Raw genomic sequence first — 17,080 nt, 5'->3', positions numbered from 1 at the left:
GAAGCCATGACTGGCCTTTCCGCCGAGGTGCTGCGGCAGTGGGAGAGGCGGTACGGCTTCCCCAAGCCGGAAAGGACCCCGGGCGGCCACCGCCTGTACCGGCCAGAGGAGGTGGAGGCCCTTTTGCTGATCCGCCGCTGGCTGGAGGAGGGGGCCTCCCCCCAGGCGGCCATCCGGCGCTACCTGGCCCAGGAGTCCAGACCTGAGGGGCTTCCCCAGGAGCTCCTCCACGCCCTTTTGCAGGCGGACCTCTCCTGGGCCGAGGCCCTTTTCCGCCGGGGAGTTAAGCTCCTGGGGCCAGAAGGGGCCTTGAGGGACTTCCTGGTGCCCGTGCCTAAGGAGGTGGGGGAGGGTTGGCACCGGGGGGAGGTGAACGTGGCCCAGGAGCACCTGGCCACCCAGTTCCTCCGCTCTAGGCTCCAGGAGCTTTTGGACCTGGCGGGGTATCCCCGGGGCGCACCCCTTTTGGTCACCACGCCCCCGGGGGAGCGGCACGAGCTGGGGGCCATGTTGGCGGCCTACCACCTCAGGCGGCGGGGATTTCCCGCCCTGTACTTGGGGCCCGATACCCCCCTCCCTGACCTCAAGGGTCTGGCGCAAGAGCTTAGGGCGCAGGCGGTGGTGCTTTCGTGCCTGCTTCCGGAGACCCTTAAGTCCCTTCCCGAGGGAGCCCTCGAGGATTTGGCCCCCCTGGTTTTGCTGGGCGGGCCGGGAGCGAATCCCGAGGAGGCTGGACGGCTGGGAGCCCGGTATGTGCAGGACCTGGAGGCCTTGCCCCAGGTGTTGGAGGAGGCAGCATGAAGCGGTTCAATCGTAAGGAGACGGTGTTTTTGGCCGGGGATCGGGCGGACACCCTGTACCGTCTGCAGTCGGGGCTGGTGCGCATTGTGGAGCTTCTTCCCGATGGGCGCACCCTCACCTTGCGGCACGTCCTTCCCGGGGACTACTTTGGCGAGGAGGCCCTGGAAGGCAAGCGTTACCGGTACGCCGCGGAGGCCATGACGGAGGCCGTGGTGGAGGGGTTGGATCCCAAGGGGATGAACCACGAGGCCCTCCACCAAGTAGCCCGCAACCTGGCCCGGCAGATGCGGCGGGTACAGGCCTACGAGGCCCACCTACAGTCGGGGGAGCTCAGGGCCCGCATTGCCCGCTACCTTCTCTTTTTGGCGGATACCCCGGCCTCCTTCCGCGATGAGCACGGTCTGTACGTGACCGTTTCCCACGAGGAGATCGCCGATGCCACCGCCTCCACGCGGGAGTCCGTTTCCAAGATCCTCTCGGACCTGCGGCACGAGGGGCTCATCACCACCGCGTATCGCAAGGTCTACCTCCTAAACCTGCAGGCCCTGGAAAGGGAGGCCCAGGGGGTCCTCGAGGCGGCCTAGATGCGGGTCCTGGTGGTGGGGGGTACAGGGTTTGTGGGCCGCCACCTGGTGGCCCTCCTCCTGCAAAGGGGCCATACCCCCCTGGTCCTCTCCCGCACCCCCCGGCACCTTCCCCCGGGGGCGGTCCACCTCCCGGGGGACATCACCCGGGAGGTGCCGGACCTGGGAGGGGTGGAGGCCGGCATCTACCTGGCGGGGATCATCCGGGAAAGGGGCCAGACCTTCCACCAGGTTCATGTGGAGGGGGTAAGGAACCTCCTGCAAGGTCTAGAGCGAGCTGGGGTGAAGCGGGTTCTCCACATGTCGGCCCTAGGGGCCAGGCGGGGGACGGGTAGCCGCTACTACGAAACCAAGGCCGAGGCGGAGGAGCTGGTGCGGGAAAGCGGCCTAAGCTACGCCATCTTCCGCCCGAGCCTGATCTTCGGTCCAGGGGATGAGTTCTTCGGCCAGGTGCTTAGGGGCCTCATCTGTGGGCCCTGGCCCTTTGTGCCCCTGATTGGGGATGGCCGCTTCCCCTTCCGCCCCGTGTACGTGGGGGATGTGGCCGAGGCCTTCGCCCAGGCCTTGGAAAGGGGCCTCGAGGGCACCTTTGACCTGGTGGGGCCGAAGGAGTACACCTTCCGCGAGCTCCTGGAGCTTTGCCAGGGGATTCTGGGGCGGAAAAAGCCCTTCCTTTCCGTACCCCTGTGGCTTACGGACCTAGCCGTACCCCTTCTATCCCGCCTGCCTTTTGCCCCCCTCACCCGGGACCAGTACCTGATGCTGAAGGAGGGGAACACCGCCCCCTTTCCTGAGGCCTTAAGGGACCTCCTTCCGGCCCCTAAGGCCCTGGAGGAGGTCTTACCCACCTACCTCAGGTGCTCGGGAGCCCTTCCCTCCTAGCCTCGTTTTCCAAGCGGCAGGCGGGGCGTATCCGTACCCCAAGGGCCGTGCCCAGGAGGGCGAAGAGGCCCCAGAGGGGACCGTGGAGGCTGAAGGAGGCCGTGCCCCCCAGGTAGGCCCCGATGTTGCAACCCCCGGCCAGCCGGGCCCCGTAGCCCATAAGTACCCCGCCCAGGAAGACCCCCAGGTGGGTGGTCCAGGGCACCTGGCGAAGGTCCCGAAGCCTAAAGGTTCCACCCAAGGCCGCTCCCAGGAAAGCCCCCAGGAAGATCCCGAAGTTGGTGACGCTGGTGGGGTCCTGAAGGATGCTCTGCTGGAGCTTCTCGGCGAAGGCCGGGTTGTGGAAAAGGGCCCAGTCCAGAACCGGTATACCCAATCCTTGGGCGAGCTTTCCCCCCCAAAGGGCGAAGGCCGCCGTTACCCCCCAGGGTCGGCCCAAAAGGAGGAGGATGAGGAGGCTCCCCAGGGCTAGAACCGCCGCACCCCCCACCAGGCTCCAGGGGCCGAAGAGGGGGTGGGTGGCTTCCCTCTGCCAAAGGGGTACCACCTGGCCCGTGCGCCTTTTTTCCACCCAGGAAACCAGGAGGTAGAGGAAGGCCAAAAGGCCGATCCAGAGGAAAAGGCCCATGTAGGGGGAGGGAAACCAGGTGAGGGCGCTACCTGGGTTCCAGGCGGGCAGGGCCTGCCAGTAGGGAAGCAGGTAGACCCCCAGCAAAGAGCCCACCATAAAGCCCAGGAGAACCAAGATGCCACGCGTGTCCCCGCTTCCCGTGTGGTAGAGGGTACCGGAGGCGCAGCCATCCCCCAACTGCATACCGATACCAAAGAGAAAGGCCCCCACCGCCAGGGCCACCCCCAAGGGTACCAGGAAGCCCTGTACCGCCTGGCCAAAGGCCTCCCCCCGAACCAGGAAGGGGAAGAAGAGGAGGCTTGTGAGGGCAAAGAGGAGGAAGTGGGCCCGTAATAACCTGCTTTCCCCTGTGAGGAGGAAGCGGCGGAACCCCGAGGCGAAGCCGAACTTGGCGTGGAAGAGGGCTAGGCCTAGGAGAATGGCTACCCAGAAGGCCAGGACCAGCCTAGAGCCGGAGGCCAGCCAAACGGCGTAGGAAAGGCCTAGGGCGGGTAGGAGAAAAAGGCCCAGGTACAGGGGTTGGGTGGGTTGGGTGCGGTTCATGCTATTCATGGTACCCATGAGCCTATAAAAGTCAAGGGTATATGATCCGGGCCAAACGTAAGGGGCCTGGAATCCTCTTCCAGGCCCGCAACACGGAAGCCCTTAGAAGGCGAAGTCCTCCAGGTACCAGCGCTCCGTCTTCTTGTGCTCCTCCTTGGGGTCCATCTTCCCGGCATAGGCCAACATGACCAACATCTTCCTGCCGGGTACGATCTCCACGTCCGTGGCCTCTCCAGTCTTCAGCTTGCGGCTGAACTCCACCACCCAGGTATCGTTCTCATAGGTGGCCGCAGCGGCCAAGATGGAGTTTTTACCGCCCTCTTTTTCGTCGGCCACAGGGGCTCCTGTCCGCTTGGTCTGGTACATATCCAGGGCCACCAGCTTGCCCCCGTCCATGTAGAAAATGTATTGGTCGCCCCCCTTCTTCTTGTCGGTCTTTTCCGACAAGAAGCCGATGCCAATCCAGCCCTTGCTCTTGCCCTCGAGGGCCAGGTAGAGGGTATCCCCTACGACGCTCCAGTAGAGGGTAATGCCGCTTTTCTCGTGCTTATAGGTTTTGGCGTACTCCCCGCTTGCAATCCTTCCATCCACCTTGGGAGCCTGGGCTCCCGCCACGCCTAGGGCCAACACCAAAAGCCAGATCCATCGTCTCATCTTCCCATCACCTCCTTAGTCCTTTATGGTGATCCCCACCACGAAGGCTACCGCGCCCACGTGGGTATGGGCCAAAGCTGCTAAAACCGGCCGGCTTCCCTTGAAGGCCTCGAGGAAACCGGAAAGGCTCCAGAGGCTTACCTCGGCATCCTGGGCGTTCCAAACCAGGTGGTAGTAAGCCCCTACGGCCCCGGTGAGCACGCTCACCAGCATCCAAAGCAGGAAGGGATAGCGCACCCACTTGCCCCGGTGGAGGAACATGAGAAGGGTCAGGGGAAATCCCACCAGGGAAACAAAGAAGGGAATTCGGCTCTGCCAGCTATCCGTCCAGTGGTCCAAAACCCAGTGCTCCATGCCGTAGAAGACAAAACCCACCATGGCGATGAGAAGAAAGGCGGAGCGAAGAAACTCCAGAAGCCTTTCCTCCTCGGTTTTGGCTTTGATCAAGGCTTCTACCATATCCCCCTCCTACCTGGCCCGGTAGATGGCCAGAAGCCCGGTCACCCCCATATGGGTGAAGGCCATGGCCGCCAGCACCGGGCGGCTTCCTGCCATAGCTTGCATGGCGGCTTCAAAGTTCCAAGCCACCTCGCCTTCAAAGTTCCAAAGCAGGTGAAAGTAGGCCCCCAAGACCCCTGTGAACACCGAGGCCCACATGGTAAGGATGAAGGCCCAGCGCACCCAGGGAGTACTACGGTCAAAGAGCATCCACAGGGTGAAGACAAAGCCGGGGATAGCGACAAAGAAAGGGATCTTGCTCTGCCAACTTTCCGTCCAGTGGTCCAGAAGCAGAAGCTCCACCGGATACATCACCCATCCCACCAGGCATAGGAGGAGCATGACCAGGCGGATGAACTCCAAAGCCCATTGGGTTGTGGTGTTTGCGCTTCTAAAGGCGGGTATCATCCTTCACCTCCTTAAAGGTTATCCTAAGTGGCCCAGGAAGGATGTCCCCCGGGAGCAACCCCGGGGGACATTCCTAGACGGGAATCAGGTTAACCCGCGTTTCGTAGAAGACCACGCTCCCTCCCACCACGTCGGTGAGGGCCATGTCCTTGAGGTAGGGGTCCAGGCGCATGGCGGCGTTGGCGTGAATGCCCTTGGCCCGCCTGGGGTCTCCTTTCACCACCTGGCCGTTGATCACGATGTCGCTGGCGCCATACGCCCAGTGGCCAAAGCCTAAGGGGAAGGCCACGCAACCGGGCCTAAGCCCCTGCACCACCTTGACCTTCCCCACCATAGGCTTCTTGCCGAAAGGCCCCAGATCCCATTCCCCTTTAGGGTTGGTGGCGGAGACCACCTTGACCAACTGGCCATCCCGTAGGCCAAGGCGTGCCGCATCCTGGGCGTTGACCAGGATCTCGTTCTCGGGTTTGATGGCCAGGAGCCAGTAGTTGCTGATGGTACGGCTCTTGGTCTGGAGGATGTTCCTGTGGGTGAGGAGGGTCAGGCCATATCCAGGGTCGCGGAGCTGGTTGCCCAAGACATCCTGGTAGGGGAGGAAGTAAGCGGGCAAGGGCCAGTAGGGCTTCCCCGTCATGGGGTGGAGGGATAGGGCCTGCTTTTCCAGGAAGAGGTTGACCTGCTTTCCGTAACGGTTGGCCACCAGGTCCCCTGGGGCGTAGGCCTTGTGGAACTCCTGGAAGCGCCCGCCCCGGTTCAGGAGGTAGACGGTGCGGCGGAAGAGGCTCTCGTCGCCGATGGCCTTGCGCCAGCGTTCCTCAGCAAAGACCGTGGGGGGAAGGTGGCGGCGGGCTTGGCGGAAGACCTCGAGCTCCTCCTCACTGGCCTCAGGAAGGGCATCGGACCCATCCGCTTTCTCCCCAAAGGCCAGATTAGCGGCCAGCTTCAGGTAGAAGTGGTCGGGGTGGGTGAAGGGCATGCCATTGGCGAACCCCTTTTCCCCGAAACCGGGCAAGCCTAGGTGCTCCGCCAAGGCCATGAGGAAGCTTTCCAGGGAGATGGGCATCTTTTCCCCGAAGACTTCCACTTCCTCGGGAATGGGGGCGATGGCGGGCTGCCGCACGGGCTGCACCTTCCAGATGATGGAGGGGTGGCTCCCGTGGAACTCCCAGCGTTCCAGGTAGGAGAGGTCGGGGATGATGTAGTCGGCGAAGAGGTAGGTGTCCCCCACCACGATGTCAAAGGCCACGATGAGGGGGATCTTGTCCGGGTCCAGCATGGCCTGGATTTGCTCGCTACCCCCGGGGAGGGCGTAGGCGGGAGAGCCCATGTAGTGGAAGAGGATCTTCACCGGATAGGGGTAGCCTTGGGCTGCGGAGGGCAGGATTTCCTGGTAGACGTCGGAGGCATGGGGATACCAGGGCCGCTTGGCGGGGAAGCCCGCAAAGAGGGTGGTGTCCTCATACTTGACCTCATGGCGGATGAGGCTAATGCCAAAGGGAGAGAGGGGCTTGGGATGAAGCTTGCCCATGGGGAAGGGACCGCCCGCCCTGCCCCCGGTGATGTCGTAGGTGCTGGCCTGGACAAACCCGCCTTGGTGGTCGATGTTGCCCAGGAGGGCGTTCACCGTGAACCAAGCCAGGGCGTTGTAGAAGCCGTTGGTGTGCTGGCTGGCCCCTCGGTGGACGTCCACTACGGCCTTCTTGCCATATTGGGCAAGTTTTTCTGCCAGGAAGCGGATGTCCTCCTCCTGTACCCCGGCGAAGGCTGCCCAGGTCCTCACCTGGTGGCGGAAGGCTTCCTCTTTGATCAGCTCGAGGGCGCTCTTCACCGGAATGCCGTTCAAGGTGGTGTTCACCCAGAGGTCGCCAAAGACCGGCTGGCCCTCGTCGTTGGGGTTGAAGGCCACGGGCCGGCCCTCCTGCAGGACCACAGGAGCGTCCAGCTCCACCTCCTTATCCCCCACCTTGGCCTTAGGCTTGGCAAGGCCCAGGTCGCTGGCCCTAAGAAGCCTTTCTGGCTTGCCGTCTTTGAGTTTCACCAGCCAGGTGGCGTTGGTCCAGCTGCTTTCACCCATGGCCTTGGCCGCGGCCCTATTGGCAGCGGAGAGGAACTTGCGGTCTATCTTGCCCCACTCCATCAGGAGCCGGATCACCCCCATGGCGATGGCGGCGTCGTGCCCGGGTTTAGGTGCGATCCAGCGGCTGGCACCCTTTACCGCCTTTTGCGCCCACGGGTCCACGATGGCGTATTCCAGTTCCCCCTTGCTGGTCCGTTCCGTGATCCAGCCCACCCTTAGGGGAGGGCCATAGTTTCCCTCAAAGACGTTGGCTCCCACGAACACCACGAAGCGGGCCTTGGACAGGTCCGCCTGCCAGTAGAACTTGGCCCCACCCGACCAGGAAAGCTTCCCGGTGGTATCAAAGGTGGGTTGTTCGCTCATGGCCTTGCCGGTGAAGTACAAGGAGCCCTGGCAGACGGTGGTGTGGCCGTGGAGGTTTACGGTACCGAAGCTTTGCGAGAAGAACCAGCGGATGAAGTCCGAGCGGCCTGCCTTGAGCCGGCCCCAGGCGAAGACCACCTGGTTGTTCTTGGGGCCGAGGTCGGGGTGATCGGGGTCAATGAGGGTGTGGAGATGCTCCTTGAAGTCCTCCTTGAACTTCTCCACCAGGGCCTTCTTCTTCTCCCGATCCTTTTCCGCCCAAATGGCCCTCACCGCCTGGGCCATCTGCTTCATGATCTCCGGGTCCCTGAGGGCCCAGAGGTCCTTAAGGCCAGGGTAGACCCGGTCATCCCCCAGGTGGGCAAAAAGTTTCCCACCTTCCACGATTTCCTTAACCGCTTGGTGGAAGGGAATCTCTTCCCACTTGCCGCTTCCCCTGGGGCCTGCCCGTTTGAGCACCTTGCGGATCCGGTAAGGATCGTAGGTGGTTTGGATGCCTGCCTGGCCCTTGGGGCAGAGGGCTCCATCCACCTTGGCCAGGGTGTGGATATCGGTGTTGAGGGGCAGATGGGGGCGGAAGGTCCAAGGGGAGAGGGGGTTGCCGTCAATCTTGCTGGCCACGCCCTCGTAGAGCTTCACCTTGATGGGGCAGCCGGTGTTGCACTGGAGGCAGGTAGAGTAGATGGTGTTTTCTGGAAGTTGGATCTCGTAGGCCTCCATGCCTTGGGCGCTTTGCTCCTGCAGCGCCAGGCCCACAGGTCCCAGCAGGGCGCCTGCGCTGGAAAGTTTCAAAAGCTCGCGCCGGGAAAGCTTTTCCATGCTCACCTCCTAAACCAGGTAGTAGACGCGGGGTTTGGTGCCCGCTTCTTCCTTTAGGCGCATCACGTTGGGTTTTCTGATAAGTTCGGAGACCAAGGAGGAAGGGTCCTCGAGGTCCCCAAAGTAGGTGGCCCGGCCGATACACGTGACCACGCACTGGGGTAGAAGGCCCCGCTCGATGCGGTGCAGGCAGAAGTGGCACTTGCGCACCTTGTCCATGGGGCCGGCCTCGTCATCCCGGTTGACCTTCTTCCCCCACTCGTATACGGGTAGCTCCTCGTAGGGCATCTGGCCTTGGCCCGGGGTGTTTTCCGTCCAATAGTAACCGTCGTCCTTATGGCGGGAGTCGTATGGGCAGGCGGGGATGCATTTTTCGCACCCTACGCAAAGCTCATAATCGATCTCCACGATGCCGTCCTTCCGCTTCCAGGTGGCGTTGTAGGGGCATGCGGGAACGCAAGGGGGCTCATCGCACTGCATGCAAGGTTGGGGCACAAAGCGGTAGGTGACGTTGGGGAAGGTGCCGATCTCTTCCTCGCTCACTGGCCGGTAGACCACCCCTGGCGGCAAGCGGTTTTCTGCCATACAGCTCACCGTGCAGGCGTGGCAGCCCACGCATTTCCGCAGGTCTATAACCATCCCCCAGCGGCGGTTGGGGTTTTTGAGGGCCCGCTCCAGCTCCTTTTGCATGCGAAGAAGGACGTCCTCCTCTTCGGGTGTAAGGGGTGTGGTTGGGGCCTGGGGAAGACCTTGGGCTAGGCCGGGTGCCACCATGGAGGCGAAGACAGCGCTGGCCATCTTGGCCAAAAAACGCCGCCGCTCCAGGGAAGCGTCCGGTCCTGCTCGCATTTCCTTATCCATCCTCCACCTCCTCTCGCCCTTACGCTAAGGCGGATGAGTTGGGCCAGGTAGCGGGGTATGGACGGACAACTCTGTCGGGTGGGTTTCCGACAGTCCTGGGGACATCTATACTCCCGGGCGCCCACTATCTTGGGAGTAGTGAGGCCAGCCTGGTTCGGGCTTGTTTCCTGTTGGGTTGCACGGGCCCCCGAACCTGGCCTCATACCCTTAACCTTCAGGAGGCGGAGGCGGGCGGGGCGGTGGCGGGGATGCGGTCACCTACGCAATCAGAGCCGTACCGGGTTTTCCCGCAGGGTTGGGATCGGGCTTTGGGCCTTACGGGTTTTTACAAGGTGGAGGCCCGTCGCAACCGAGCCGTAAACCCAAGGGCCAAAGGGGTTTTGCCATGAGGCTTAGCGTTCAGCTCCTACTCACTGTGCTCTTGGCCGCCACGGCCACCGGGGGGGTTCTCATCCTGGGGGGAGGGGCTTTCCTGTATGCCGAAGGAGAGAAGGCGCTTCGCCAGGAGGTGCGCCTCGGGGCCTGGAATCTGGCCACCTTGATAACAGACGTTCTGCTGCAAGGTGACGCCCTCGAGGTTCAGAAAAGGCTCCACTTTCTCCAGGAGCAGTACCCAGGTTTCGCTTACGCCTATGTCCTGGACTCTCAGGGAAGGGTGGTGGCCCACACCTTTAAGGATGGGGTTCCCGAAGCCTTGGCCCAAGTGGGCGGTGAAGGGGTATTGAGGTTAGGGGGGGAGGTGGTCTATCAATCGGAGGCTCCTGTCCAGGGGGGTGAGGCCGGTTGGGTGCGCCTGGGGTTGTACCAGGCTCCCTTGTGGGAGCAGGTGGGGCGGGTTGTGCGGACGGGCTTTTTTGGTCTTTTATGGGCGGTGGGCCTGGGGGTGGGCCTGGGGTACTTCCTCCTCACCCGGACCCTCGAGCCCCTTTACCAGATGGCGGAAGGCGCGGCCCGTTTGGGCCAGGGGGAGTGGGTCCGTTTTCCTGAGCCCAAGGGGGAACTGGGCCTTCTGGGCCGGGCCTTGAACCGTATGGTTGAGGAGGTAAAAAGGCGGCAACGGGAACTCACCCTCCTCAACCGGATCCTGGCGGAAAGCCATGCCCTTCGGGTGGAGGAGCTGGTGGACCGGGTCCTTTCCCTTTTGGTGCGGGAGTTGGCCTTCACCTGCGGGGAGTTTTGGCTGGAGGGGAGGGTGCTGAGGAGCCGGGGCCGCCCGGAGGCCTGCCCCGCGGGCGAGGCCGGGGGTTTGGCGGAGGAGGCCTTGCGGCGGGGGCAGGTGGTGGGTACAAAGGGCGCTTTGGCGGTGCCGGTGCCTCCCAGAGGAGCGTTGATCCTCTATGGAAGCCCCCAGGTGGAGCCTTGGCTGCAGGGTCTTCTGACTGCCCTTTCGGGTCCCCTTGCCACCGCTTTGGAGAATGCCCGCCTGTATGAGCTTTTGGAGGAGAAGGATAGGCAGCGGGCTGAGCTTTTGCGGGCCTGGCTGAGAACCCAGGAGGAGGAGCGGAAGCGTATCGCCCGGGAACTGCACGACGAGGTGGGCCAGGCCCTGACGGGGATTATCCTGGGCCTGGAGGGGCTCGCGGGGGAAAAGGCATCGGCTTTAAAGGAGCTGGCCCGTTATACTCTGGCTGAGGTGCGGCGGCTGGCCCTGGACCTCAGGCCCAGCGTTTTGGACCACCTGGGCCTCGAGGCAGCCTTGCGCCGGTATGTCCGGGAGTTTAGCGAGCGCACGGGTATTGAGGTGGACCTTTCCTTCCACTTGCGTAGGCCCTTATCCCAGGAGCTGGAGATCGTCATCTACCGGGTGGTGCAGGAGGCCCTCACCAACGTGGCCCGCCACTCTGGAAGCCCCAAGGCGGCGGTGGGGGTGTTGGAAATGGGCGGGGAGGTCCGGGTGTTTGTAGAGGATGAGGGGAAGGGTTTTGACCCCAAGGCGGTGGGCCTCGGTCATCAGGGCCTACTGGGCATGCGGGAGCGGGTGGAGCTGGTGGGGGGTAGGCTGATTCTGGAAAGCGCCCCCGGGGAGGGTACCCGCATCCAGGTACGGCTTCCCTTGGAGGTGGCGGCGTGATCCGGGTGGTGCTGGTGGAGGACCACGCGCTGGTGCGTTCAGGCATCCGCCATCTTTTGGAGGCTCGAGGGCCCATCCGTGTAGTGGGGGAGGCCAGTACGGGACAAGAAGCTTTGGCCCTTTTGGAAAGGGTGGAGGCGGATGTGGCCATTTTGGATGTCTCCCTTCCCGACTGCACGGGCATTGAGCTCTGCAGAACGATGCATCAACGTTTGCCCCAGCTCAAGCTTCTCGCTCTTTCCATGCACGAGGACCTGGAGTATGTGCGGGGATTCCTACAGGCGGGGGGCTACGGGTATGTGAGCAAGGCGGCGGTAGATAAGGAGCTTTTGGATGCCGTGTTGGCCGTGGCCCGGGGGGAGCGGTACCTTAACCCCAGCCTGGCCATGCGCCTGGCCATGGAGATGGTGCGGAAGGAGGAGGAGGAGGGAGCCCTTTCTCCCCGAGAGGAGGAGGTGCTCCGCCTCCTGGCCCAGGGGCTTTCCCATAAAGAGGTAGCGGAGCAACTCGGCATCTCAGAGAAAACCGTGGCCACCTACCGAGAGCGAGGCATGGAGAAGCTGGGGCTGAAAAGCCGAAGCGACCTCCTACGGTATGCGGTCAAAAGGGGTTGGTTACGGGGCCCGGCATAGGGGTGGCCCGGAGGAGGGCCAGGGCCCCAGGGGGCAGACCCTTCTCCTTGCCCTTGGCCTCCACCATCACGTGGGCGGGCCGGGGAAGGACTTGGAGGAGCCTTTGCCAGTCCTCCTCCTGCACCTGAAAGGCGTGGGCCCCCGGGCGCCTTTGGGGGTCCTGGCTGGAGAGGTGAACCTTGGGCGTCCCCTTCCAGGTGGCGAAGGCTAGCCTCAGCCCCTCCTCCAGGGAAAGCTGCCCCGGATTTAGGGCGTGGTGCAGGGTGTCCACCACCACCGGTACCCCCAGGGCCTCGGCCGCCCTCAGGACGTCCTCCACGCTCCAAAGGCGCTCGTCGTTCTCCAAGGCCAGGAAGCGGAGGACCTCGCTTTCCCCCTTGAGGTTCTCCACAAAGCGGCGCAAGGTGGCCTCAGGGTCCCCATAGGCTCCGCCTAGGTGGAGGACCAGTACCCCGTCTTGGGCCTGGAGGAGGTCTAGGACCTTGGCCGAGTAGCGGAGTTCCGCCAAGGAGCGGGCCACCACCTCGGGGCTTGGACTTCCGGGATTCACGTACTGGCCAGGGTGCAGGGAAAGGCGCTGGACTAGGGCCTTGGCCAAGCTTCCCAGCCGGGCGAGCTCCTCCCCATGAACCCTTTCCCAGTCGTAGGGAAAGCGAGGATGGGAGGCGAAGGGGATGAGGTGCTGTCCTATGCGGAACAGGCGGAAGCCCTCTTGGTGGTTCCAGCGCAGAATCCTCTCTAGGTCCTTTAGGTTCGCCGCCACCTTGGTCCGTACCTGGGCTTCCTCCAAGGAGGCCAGGCGCAGGGTGTGGTTGGTGCTGGCCCTGAGGGTTAGGTTCTCGCAAGGGTAGCCGAGGCCTATCATCGCCTTACCTGGGCTTGCAAGGAGACTTCCACCTCGTCCCGGACCTCCAGGAAGAGAAGACGGGGCCTTTCCAACCCCCACTCGGAGAAGCGGGTGCGAAAACCTCCGCGGAAGGTCCCGTTCTCAGGGCTTCCCTCCAGCACCCCCTCCAGGCGCACGGGAAGCCTCCTGCCGGCCATTTCCAAGTCCCCTTCCACGAGGAAGCGCGCTCCTTGATAGTAAGCCCGTTTTGGGTAGAGGCAGGCCTGGGGAAAAGCCTCCGCCTTGAGGATTTCCTTGGCCTTCTTGTCCCTCTCCCCATTGCCGGAATCCCAGGCCTTCTGTTCCAGGCAGACCTGGCCTGAGGCCTTATCCCCATCCCAAAGCACCACGCCCCGGGCCGTGGGGTTTTTCCCTTCCCAACTTCCCAAAGGGTAGTATCCCCGGTAGCGAACCTCCCCCGTGACCTGGTAGGGGGCCTGGGCCAGGGTGAGAAGGGGGAGGAGAAAGGGAATAAGCCGCCTCATGGCCTGAACCTCCAGGTTTCCCCTAAGGTGGCGTAGTCCCGAAACCCTAGGAAGAGGATGGGCCTCTGCTTGGCCCTGGGGCTACCCTCCACGTGGACCACGTCCCCTAGGAAGAGGGCGTGATCCCCTTCCAGGGGCCATTCCGCCACCTGCAGCTCAAAGGTGGCCAAGGCTTTTTCCGGCACCCAGGTGTGGGCCAGGTTCCTGGCCTTGCGTAAGGCTACCCCAAGCCTTTCCGCCTTTCGTACCTTGCGGCCGGAAAGGTAGCCGGATCGCACCACCCATTCCCGCTCCTCCCAAGGGAGGAAGGAAAGGGCCGCTTCCCCCAGTTCCCTCAGGAGGGTTAGGGTGTGGTTTCCCCGGTCCATGGCAAAGAGGATGCGGAAGGGTTTCTTGGAAACAGGGGTCCACCAGGCCAGGGGCATGAAGTTCTCCCCCACGCAAAGGAGGGCCAGCCGCATGGGGTAGAAGAAGGCGCGATAGGTGGCCATGGGCTATACCTCCAGAACCTCGGGGGGTGGCTCCCTCAGCACCCCTTCCACCACTTTTTGGGCGGCCTCCTCTGGGGTAAGGGCCCCCTTGGGCGGACCTCCCAGGGGAGCCCAAAGCCCTGTGGCCACCGCGGGAAGCCGGACCAAGACCAGCCGCACCCCTTCCCGTCTGAGCTCCTTTCGCGCCGCTTCCAGATACCACTCCAAAGCCCCTTTGGCGGCGGCGTAGGCGGCAAAGCCAGGCACCTGGACGTAGGTGGGATAGGCGCCGAAGAACACCGCCCTCCCCCCCTGCCGAAACCGGGCGTGTTTTAGCAAGAAGGCAGCGGAGAGGAAATGGGTTTGCAGCATGCGCTCAAGGAGGTCACGCCCCGTGTCGCGTACCGGGCTCCTGGCCGCAAGGCCCACGGCATGGAGGAGCATGTCCAGCTCCCCTGCCTCCGCCAACAGGGCCTGGGCCTCGAGCTCATCGGTAAGGTCTGCGGGTAAGGCCTTTCCCCCTACCCTTTCCGCCAAGGCCTGGAGTTCCCGGGCCTTCCGGCCCGATAGGAGAAGCTCGTGGCCCTGAAGGGCCTGGGCGAGGCCTGTACCCAGCCCGCCCGTGGCGCCCAGGATGAGGATGCGCATGGCACCACCCTACCTCCTTTCCAAGTAGGCCTCTGTGGCCCAAAGAAAAAAGGGCCATGGGCCCTCCCAGGTGGATGGGGCCCATACCCTAGGCCGCCTTGGCCTCGGCTGTGAAGCCCTCCTCGAGGCTCTTGGAGCGAGCGATGGCGTAGACCAAAAGGCCGTAGATGGGCTTGGCCGTAAGGTCGGCTAAGCTGTAGCCCACCTGGATGGCCACCTCCTGGCCTGCCCCGCCCGGCAACCAGGTTCCCAGGGCATAGGCGATGGGGTAGAAGCCCCAGGACATCAGGAGGACCAAACGGGTGGCGCTGAGAAGCTCCAGTGTCCTTGGCCCATACTGCCCTTCCCTGATGGCCTGGGATAGCTCCACCCAGAGCACGTAGAGGATGTAGAAGAAGGGGATGGAGGAGAGGGCTCCCCAGAGGGTCCTGGGACCGGGTTCCGTGTTGACCTCGCCCACATACCCTAGGCCCAGCATGAGCACGGAGGCCACCACCAGCTTAAGCCCCAGGCTCCAGGTGCGGGCGGCGGAAAGCCCGAGCACCAGGATTAGCTCTAGGAGGAGCAGGGGTACCGTGAGCAGCCAGTCGGCGTAGCGGTAAAAGTCGTTGAAGGGCTTTCCGCTGAACTTGTAGACGCCGTCCACCAACTGGTAAGCTCCTACCCAGCTCTCAAAGATGCGCAGGTAGTGGTAGCCGGCGATGAGGCAGATCAGGGTGGAAAGGTACAGGGCGATGTGGTACTTGGGGGCCACATAGCTTCGGGCCAGGATGAAGAACACCGCCGCTGCCCCCATCGCCGCGATGGTCAGAGAGAGGGTGTTGAAGACCAACCAGTACTGTCCGTAAGAGAGATCCGGCTGAACCATCTTTTTCCTCCTTTCTGGGCCCACCCACCCGGGAGGTCTCACTTATAGGAGAGCACCCTGCCCCTAATCCGACCTTTCCCTAGACAACACTTGTACAAGAACTGTTTGGCTGCCCACACCCTGTCTCCTGGGAAGAGGTGCAATGGGAGAGGAGGTGAAAAATGCGCACAGGGTTGCTCCTCCCCCTGGTCTTTCTGCCCGAAGAATGGGCCCTTGGCCTACTCCTTGCCTCGGCCTTGGTGCTTGGCCTTCCCCATGGGGGGGCGGACATTCTAGTGGCCCTTAGGCTGGGCTGGCCCCTCGGTGGTTTTTTGGCCCTTTATCTCTCCCTTGCCGGGCTAGCCCTTGGGTCCCTCCTCCTCTTTCCCCCCCTGGGCTTGGTGGCCTTTTTGGTCCTGGCTCTCCTCCACTGGGGGCGGGTGGAGGGAAAGGGGCCCCTGGGCTACTGGCGTGCGGGCACGGTGCTCCTTTTCCCCTTTGCCTTTCACCGCGAGGATATCCTTCCCTTCCTTCACGCCTTTGCGGGAGGTTTCCTCCTTCCCCCGGCTTTGGCCGTGGTCCTTTGGGTCCTCCTGGCCCTATGGTCCTTTAGGGAGAGACCCCCTTGGCCCCAGGTGGCCGATACCTTGCTCCTTGCGGCGCTGGCCTTTTTTGCCCATCCCTACGCCCTTCTCGCGGGATACTTCCTCCTCCAGCATAGCTGGGATAGCCTCCGTCTGGTGGGCGTACGGGGTTGGGAGTGGCTCGGGGTCTATGGGGCCACCTTAGGGGGGATTCTCTTGGCCTGGGCCCTATACCCCCGTTTCCAGGATCCTCTGGCCGCCTATATGGCGGCGGTCTACGCCCTTACCCTGCCCCATGCCCTTACCATGGAGGCTTGGCTGAGACGGTTTCCGCCTCTTGCACAATCGCCCGTGCCAAATCGCTGAAGATGCGGGCATGGATAGGGTAAAGAGCCCACCAGTATAGGAAGCCGGTAAGGCCATGGGGCTCAAAGTAGGCGGTTTGGACCAAGCGGCCTCCATTTCTCTCCCCCAGGGCTTGCCACTCCAGCCAAGCCCTTCCGGGAAGGCGCATCTCGGCCCTTAGACGGAGGAGCCGCGGGGGTTCCACGGCCTCTACCCTCCAGAAGTCCACCGCATCTCCGGGTAAAAGAACCTGGGGATGGCGGCGTCCTCGGCGTAAGCCAGGTCCTCCGAGGAGCCGGTCCACTGCTCCCCTCAGGTGCCAAGCCCAGTTCCAGACCAGCCAGCCCCTTTCTCCGCCAAGTCCTGTAAATACCCGGAAAAGGAGCTCTGGACTGGCTTTCGTGGTAAGGACGCGAACTTCCCGGATGAGGCCTTCCCGGTCTTCCAAAAGGTGTTCCTTTCCGTGCAGAGCGCCGGACCAGCGGGTTTCTACCTCCCCCAACGCCGTGCGGCGCAGGGCCAGCTGCACTGCTTCGCGGTAAGAAAGGGGCTTAACCTCGGGAAAGATTTCTTGGGCCTTTCGGGTATCGGCCACCAAGGGATGCAGAATCCCCTCCACCAAGGGCAGGGCTAGGCGGTTGGGGATCGGGGTGACCAAACCCACCCAAAGGGCCGCTAGTTTTGGGGCCAGTACGGGCACGGGTAGGATAAGGCGTTTAAGGCCCCGTACCTCGGCGTAGGTTTCCATCATGCCTTTAAAACTAAGGGCTGGGGCCCCGACTTCCACCACTCCCTGGGGTCCCCGCTCTAAGGCCAAGAGCAAATAAGAAAGGACGTCCCGTATGGCGATGGGGGACACGGGGTTCAGAATCCAGCGAGGTGCCACCATCACCGGGAGGCGCTCCGTGAGGTAACGGACCATCTCAAAGCTGGCAGAACCCGAACCCACGATGGGGCCAGCGCGGAACTCGGTGGTGGGGAGGTGGGCTCG

Annotated in this window: 18 protein-coding genes; 6 read left to right on the top strand and 12 right to left on the bottom strand. The window is 63.1% G+C overall.

Annotation, left to right across the window (positions count from 1 at the left end; all coding sequences use genetic code 11):
* The 3 genes from Q0693_RS07090 to Q0693_RS07080 all read left to right on the top strand — a co-directional run.
* Positions 1-801: MerR family transcriptional regulator (locus Q0693_RS07090; RefSeq protein ID WP_298630291.1), on the top strand; the 801-nt coding region annotated here is incomplete at its 5' end.
* Positions 798-1,385 carry a helix-turn-helix domain-containing protein gene (locus Q0693_RS07085; RefSeq protein ID WP_298630289.1) on the top strand — a complete coding sequence of 196 codons (588 nt, stop codon included), beginning with the start codon at positions 798-800 and terminating at the stop codon, positions 1,383-1,385. The genes Q0693_RS07090 and Q0693_RS07085, both read left to right, overlap by 4 nt.
* Positions 1,386-2,267, top strand: a complete 882-nt coding sequence (locus Q0693_RS07080) for a complex I NDUFA9 subunit family protein (RefSeq protein WP_298630287.1) — start codon at positions 1,386-1,388, stop codon at positions 2,265-2,267.
* On the opposite strand, the gene Q0693_RS07075 is transcribed toward Q0693_RS07080, so the two are convergent.
* The 6 genes from Q0693_RS07075 to Q0693_RS07050 form a co-directional block, all read right to left on the bottom strand.
* Complete coding sequence (locus Q0693_RS07075) at positions 2,239-3,441, bottom strand: YeeE/YedE family protein (protein WP_298630285.1); 1,203 nt, start codon at positions 3,439-3,441, stop codon at positions 2,239-2,241. The two genes, Q0693_RS07080 and Q0693_RS07075, sit on opposite strands and share 29 nt — an antisense overlap.
* A gap of 102 nt (positions 3,442-3,543) precedes the next feature.
* Positions 3,544-4,095 (bottom strand): DOMON domain-containing protein, encoded by a 552-nt coding sequence (locus Q0693_RS07070; RefSeq protein ID WP_243029721.1) that lies wholly within the window; start codon positions 4,093-4,095, stop codon positions 3,544-3,546.
* A 15-nt stretch (positions 4,096-4,110) separates the two neighbouring features.
* Complete coding sequence (locus Q0693_RS07065; protein WP_243029723.1) at positions 4,111-4,554, bottom strand: hypothetical protein; 444 nt, start codon at positions 4,552-4,554, stop codon at positions 4,111-4,113.
* A gap of 9 nt (positions 4,555-4,563) precedes the next feature.
* The gene (locus tag Q0693_RS07060) at positions 4,564-5,001 is read right to left on the bottom strand and encodes a hypothetical protein (RefSeq protein ID WP_243029724.1); all 438 of its coding nucleotides are present in this window, start codon (positions 4,999-5,001) and stop codon (positions 4,564-4,566) included.
* 73 nt (positions 5,002-5,074) lie between these two features.
* Positions 5,075-8,260, bottom strand: coding sequence for a molybdopterin-dependent oxidoreductase (locus Q0693_RS07055; protein WP_243029726.1), 3,186 nt, complete (start codon positions 8,258-8,260; stop codon positions 5,075-5,077).
* A gap of 9 nt (positions 8,261-8,269) precedes the next feature.
* Entirely contained in the window at positions 8,270-9,121 is an 852-nt protein-coding gene (locus Q0693_RS07050) for a 4Fe-4S dicluster domain-containing protein (RefSeq protein ID WP_243029728.1), read from the bottom strand.
* Positions 9,122-9,506: 385 nt separating this feature from the next.
* Here Q0693_RS07050 and Q0693_RS07045 point away from each other — a divergent pair, with 385 nt between their 5' ends.
* Positions 9,507-11,192, top strand: coding sequence for a histidine kinase (locus Q0693_RS07045; protein WP_298630277.1), 1,686 nt, complete (start codon positions 9,507-9,509; stop codon positions 11,190-11,192).
* Positions 11,189-11,824, top strand: coding sequence for a response regulator transcription factor (locus tag Q0693_RS07040; protein WP_298630275.1), 636 nt, complete (start codon positions 11,189-11,191; stop codon positions 11,822-11,824). The genes Q0693_RS07045 and Q0693_RS07040 overlap by 4 nt, the downstream gene beginning before the upstream one ends.
* On the opposite strand, the gene uvsE is transcribed toward Q0693_RS07040, so the two are convergent.
* The 5 genes from uvsE to Q0693_RS07015 all read right to left on the bottom strand — a co-directional run bounded on the left by uvsE (position 11,793) and on the right by Q0693_RS07015 (position 15,181).
* Positions 11,793-12,689, bottom strand: coding sequence for a UV DNA damage repair endonuclease UvsE (gene uvsE / locus Q0693_RS07035; RefSeq protein ID WP_298630273.1), 897 nt, complete (start codon positions 12,687-12,689; stop codon positions 11,793-11,795). The genes Q0693_RS07040 and uvsE overlap by 32 nt on opposite strands.
* Positions 12,686-13,195 (bottom strand): YceI family protein, encoded by a 510-nt coding sequence (locus Q0693_RS07030; RefSeq protein ID WP_298630271.1) that lies wholly within the window; start codon positions 13,193-13,195, stop codon positions 12,686-12,688. The genes uvsE and Q0693_RS07030 overlap by 4 nt, the downstream gene beginning before the upstream one ends.
* Positions 13,192-13,686 (bottom strand): flavin reductase, encoded by a 495-nt coding sequence (locus Q0693_RS07025; protein ID WP_298630269.1) that lies wholly within the window; start codon positions 13,684-13,686, stop codon positions 13,192-13,194. Before Q0693_RS07025 ends, Q0693_RS07030 begins: the two co-directional genes overlap by 4 nt.
* A 3-nt stretch (positions 13,687-13,689) precedes the next feature.
* Complete coding sequence (locus tag Q0693_RS07020) at positions 13,690-14,313, bottom strand: SDR family NAD(P)-dependent oxidoreductase (RefSeq protein WP_298630267.1); 624 nt, start codon at positions 14,311-14,313, stop codon at positions 13,690-13,692.
* A gap of 88 nt (positions 14,314-14,401) precedes the next feature.
* Positions 14,402-15,181: a bacteriorhodopsin gene (locus Q0693_RS07015; RefSeq protein WP_298630265.1), complete on the bottom strand. Its 780-nt coding sequence runs from the start codon at positions 15,179-15,181 to the stop codon at positions 14,402-14,404.
* A 161-nt stretch (positions 15,182-15,342) separates the two neighbouring features.
* Here Q0693_RS07015 and Q0693_RS07010 point away from each other — a divergent pair, with 161 nt between their 5' ends.
* Entirely contained in the window at positions 15,343-16,110 is a 768-nt protein-coding gene (locus Q0693_RS07010; protein ID WP_298630263.1) for a Brp/Blh family beta-carotene 15,15'-dioxygenase, read from the top strand.
* On the opposite strand, the gene Q0693_RS07005 is transcribed toward Q0693_RS07010, so the two are convergent.
* The coding region (locus tag Q0693_RS07005; protein ID WP_298630261.1) for a DUF2867 domain-containing protein at positions 16,046-17,080 on the bottom strand (1,035 nt) is incomplete at its 5' end. The two genes, Q0693_RS07010 and Q0693_RS07005, sit on opposite strands and share 65 nt — an antisense overlap.

This window comes from uncultured Thermus sp., from assembly GCF_938010445.1.
Lineage (GTDB): Bacteria > Deinococcota > Deinococci > Deinococcales > Thermaceae > Thermus > Thermus altitudinis.
The sequence above is the reverse complement of the archived record's forward strand: the minus strand, read 5'-3'. Positions and strand labels throughout refer to the sequence as shown.

Excerpts from the sequence above, each read along its gene's own strand:
- Q0693_RS07085 (WP_298630289.1), top strand. The coding sequence starts at position 798 with ATGAAGCGGTTCAATCGTAAGGAGACGGTGTTTTTGGCCGGGGATCGG.
- Q0693_RS07080 (WP_298630287.1), top strand. The coding sequence starts at position 1,386 with ATGCGGGTCCTGGTGGTGGGGGGTACAGGGTTTGTGGGCCGCCACCTG.
- Q0693_RS07075 (WP_298630285.1), bottom strand. The coding sequence starts at position 3,441 with ATGAACCGCACCCAACCCACCCAACCCCTGTACCTGGGCCTTTTTCTC.
- Q0693_RS07070 (WP_243029721.1), bottom strand. The coding sequence starts at position 4,095 with ATGAGACGATGGATCTGGCTTTTGGTGTTGGCCCTAGGCGTGGCGGGA.
- Q0693_RS07065 (WP_243029723.1), bottom strand. The coding sequence starts at position 4,554 with ATGGTAGAAGCCTTGATCAAAGCCAAAACCGAGGAGGAAAGGCTTCTG.
- Q0693_RS07060 (WP_243029724.1), bottom strand. The coding sequence starts at position 5,001 with ATGATACCCGCCTTTAGAAGCGCAAACACCACAACCCAATGGGCTTTG.
- Q0693_RS07055 (WP_243029726.1), bottom strand. The coding sequence starts at position 8,260 with ATGGAAAAGCTTTCCCGGCGCGAGCTTTTGAAACTTTCCAGCGCAGGC.
- Q0693_RS07050 (WP_243029728.1), bottom strand. The coding sequence starts at position 9,121 with ATGGATAAGGAAATGCGAGCAGGACCGGACGCTTCCCTGGAGCGGCGG.
- Q0693_RS07045 (WP_298630277.1), top strand. The coding sequence starts at position 9,507 with ATGAGGCTTAGCGTTCAGCTCCTACTCACTGTGCTCTTGGCCGCCACG.
- uvsE (WP_298630273.1), bottom strand. The coding sequence starts at position 12,689 with ATGATAGGCCTCGGCTACCCTTGCGAGAACCTAACCCTCAGGGCCAGC.
- Q0693_RS07030 (WP_298630271.1), bottom strand. The coding sequence starts at position 13,195 with ATGAGGCGGCTTATTCCCTTTCTCCTCCCCCTTCTCACCCTGGCCCAG.
- Q0693_RS07025 (WP_298630269.1), bottom strand. The coding sequence starts at position 13,686 with ATGGCCACCTATCGCGCCTTCTTCTACCCCATGCGGCTGGCCCTCCTT.
- Q0693_RS07020 (WP_298630267.1), bottom strand. The coding sequence starts at position 14,313 with ATGCGCATCCTCATCCTGGGCGCCACGGGCGGGCTGGGTACAGGCCTC.
- Q0693_RS07015 (WP_298630265.1), bottom strand. The coding sequence starts at position 15,181 with ATGGTTCAGCCGGATCTCTCTTACGGACAGTACTGGTTGGTCTTCAAC.
- Q0693_RS07010 (WP_298630263.1), top strand. The coding sequence starts at position 15,343 with ATGCGCACAGGGTTGCTCCTCCCCCTGGTCTTTCTGCCCGAAGAATGG.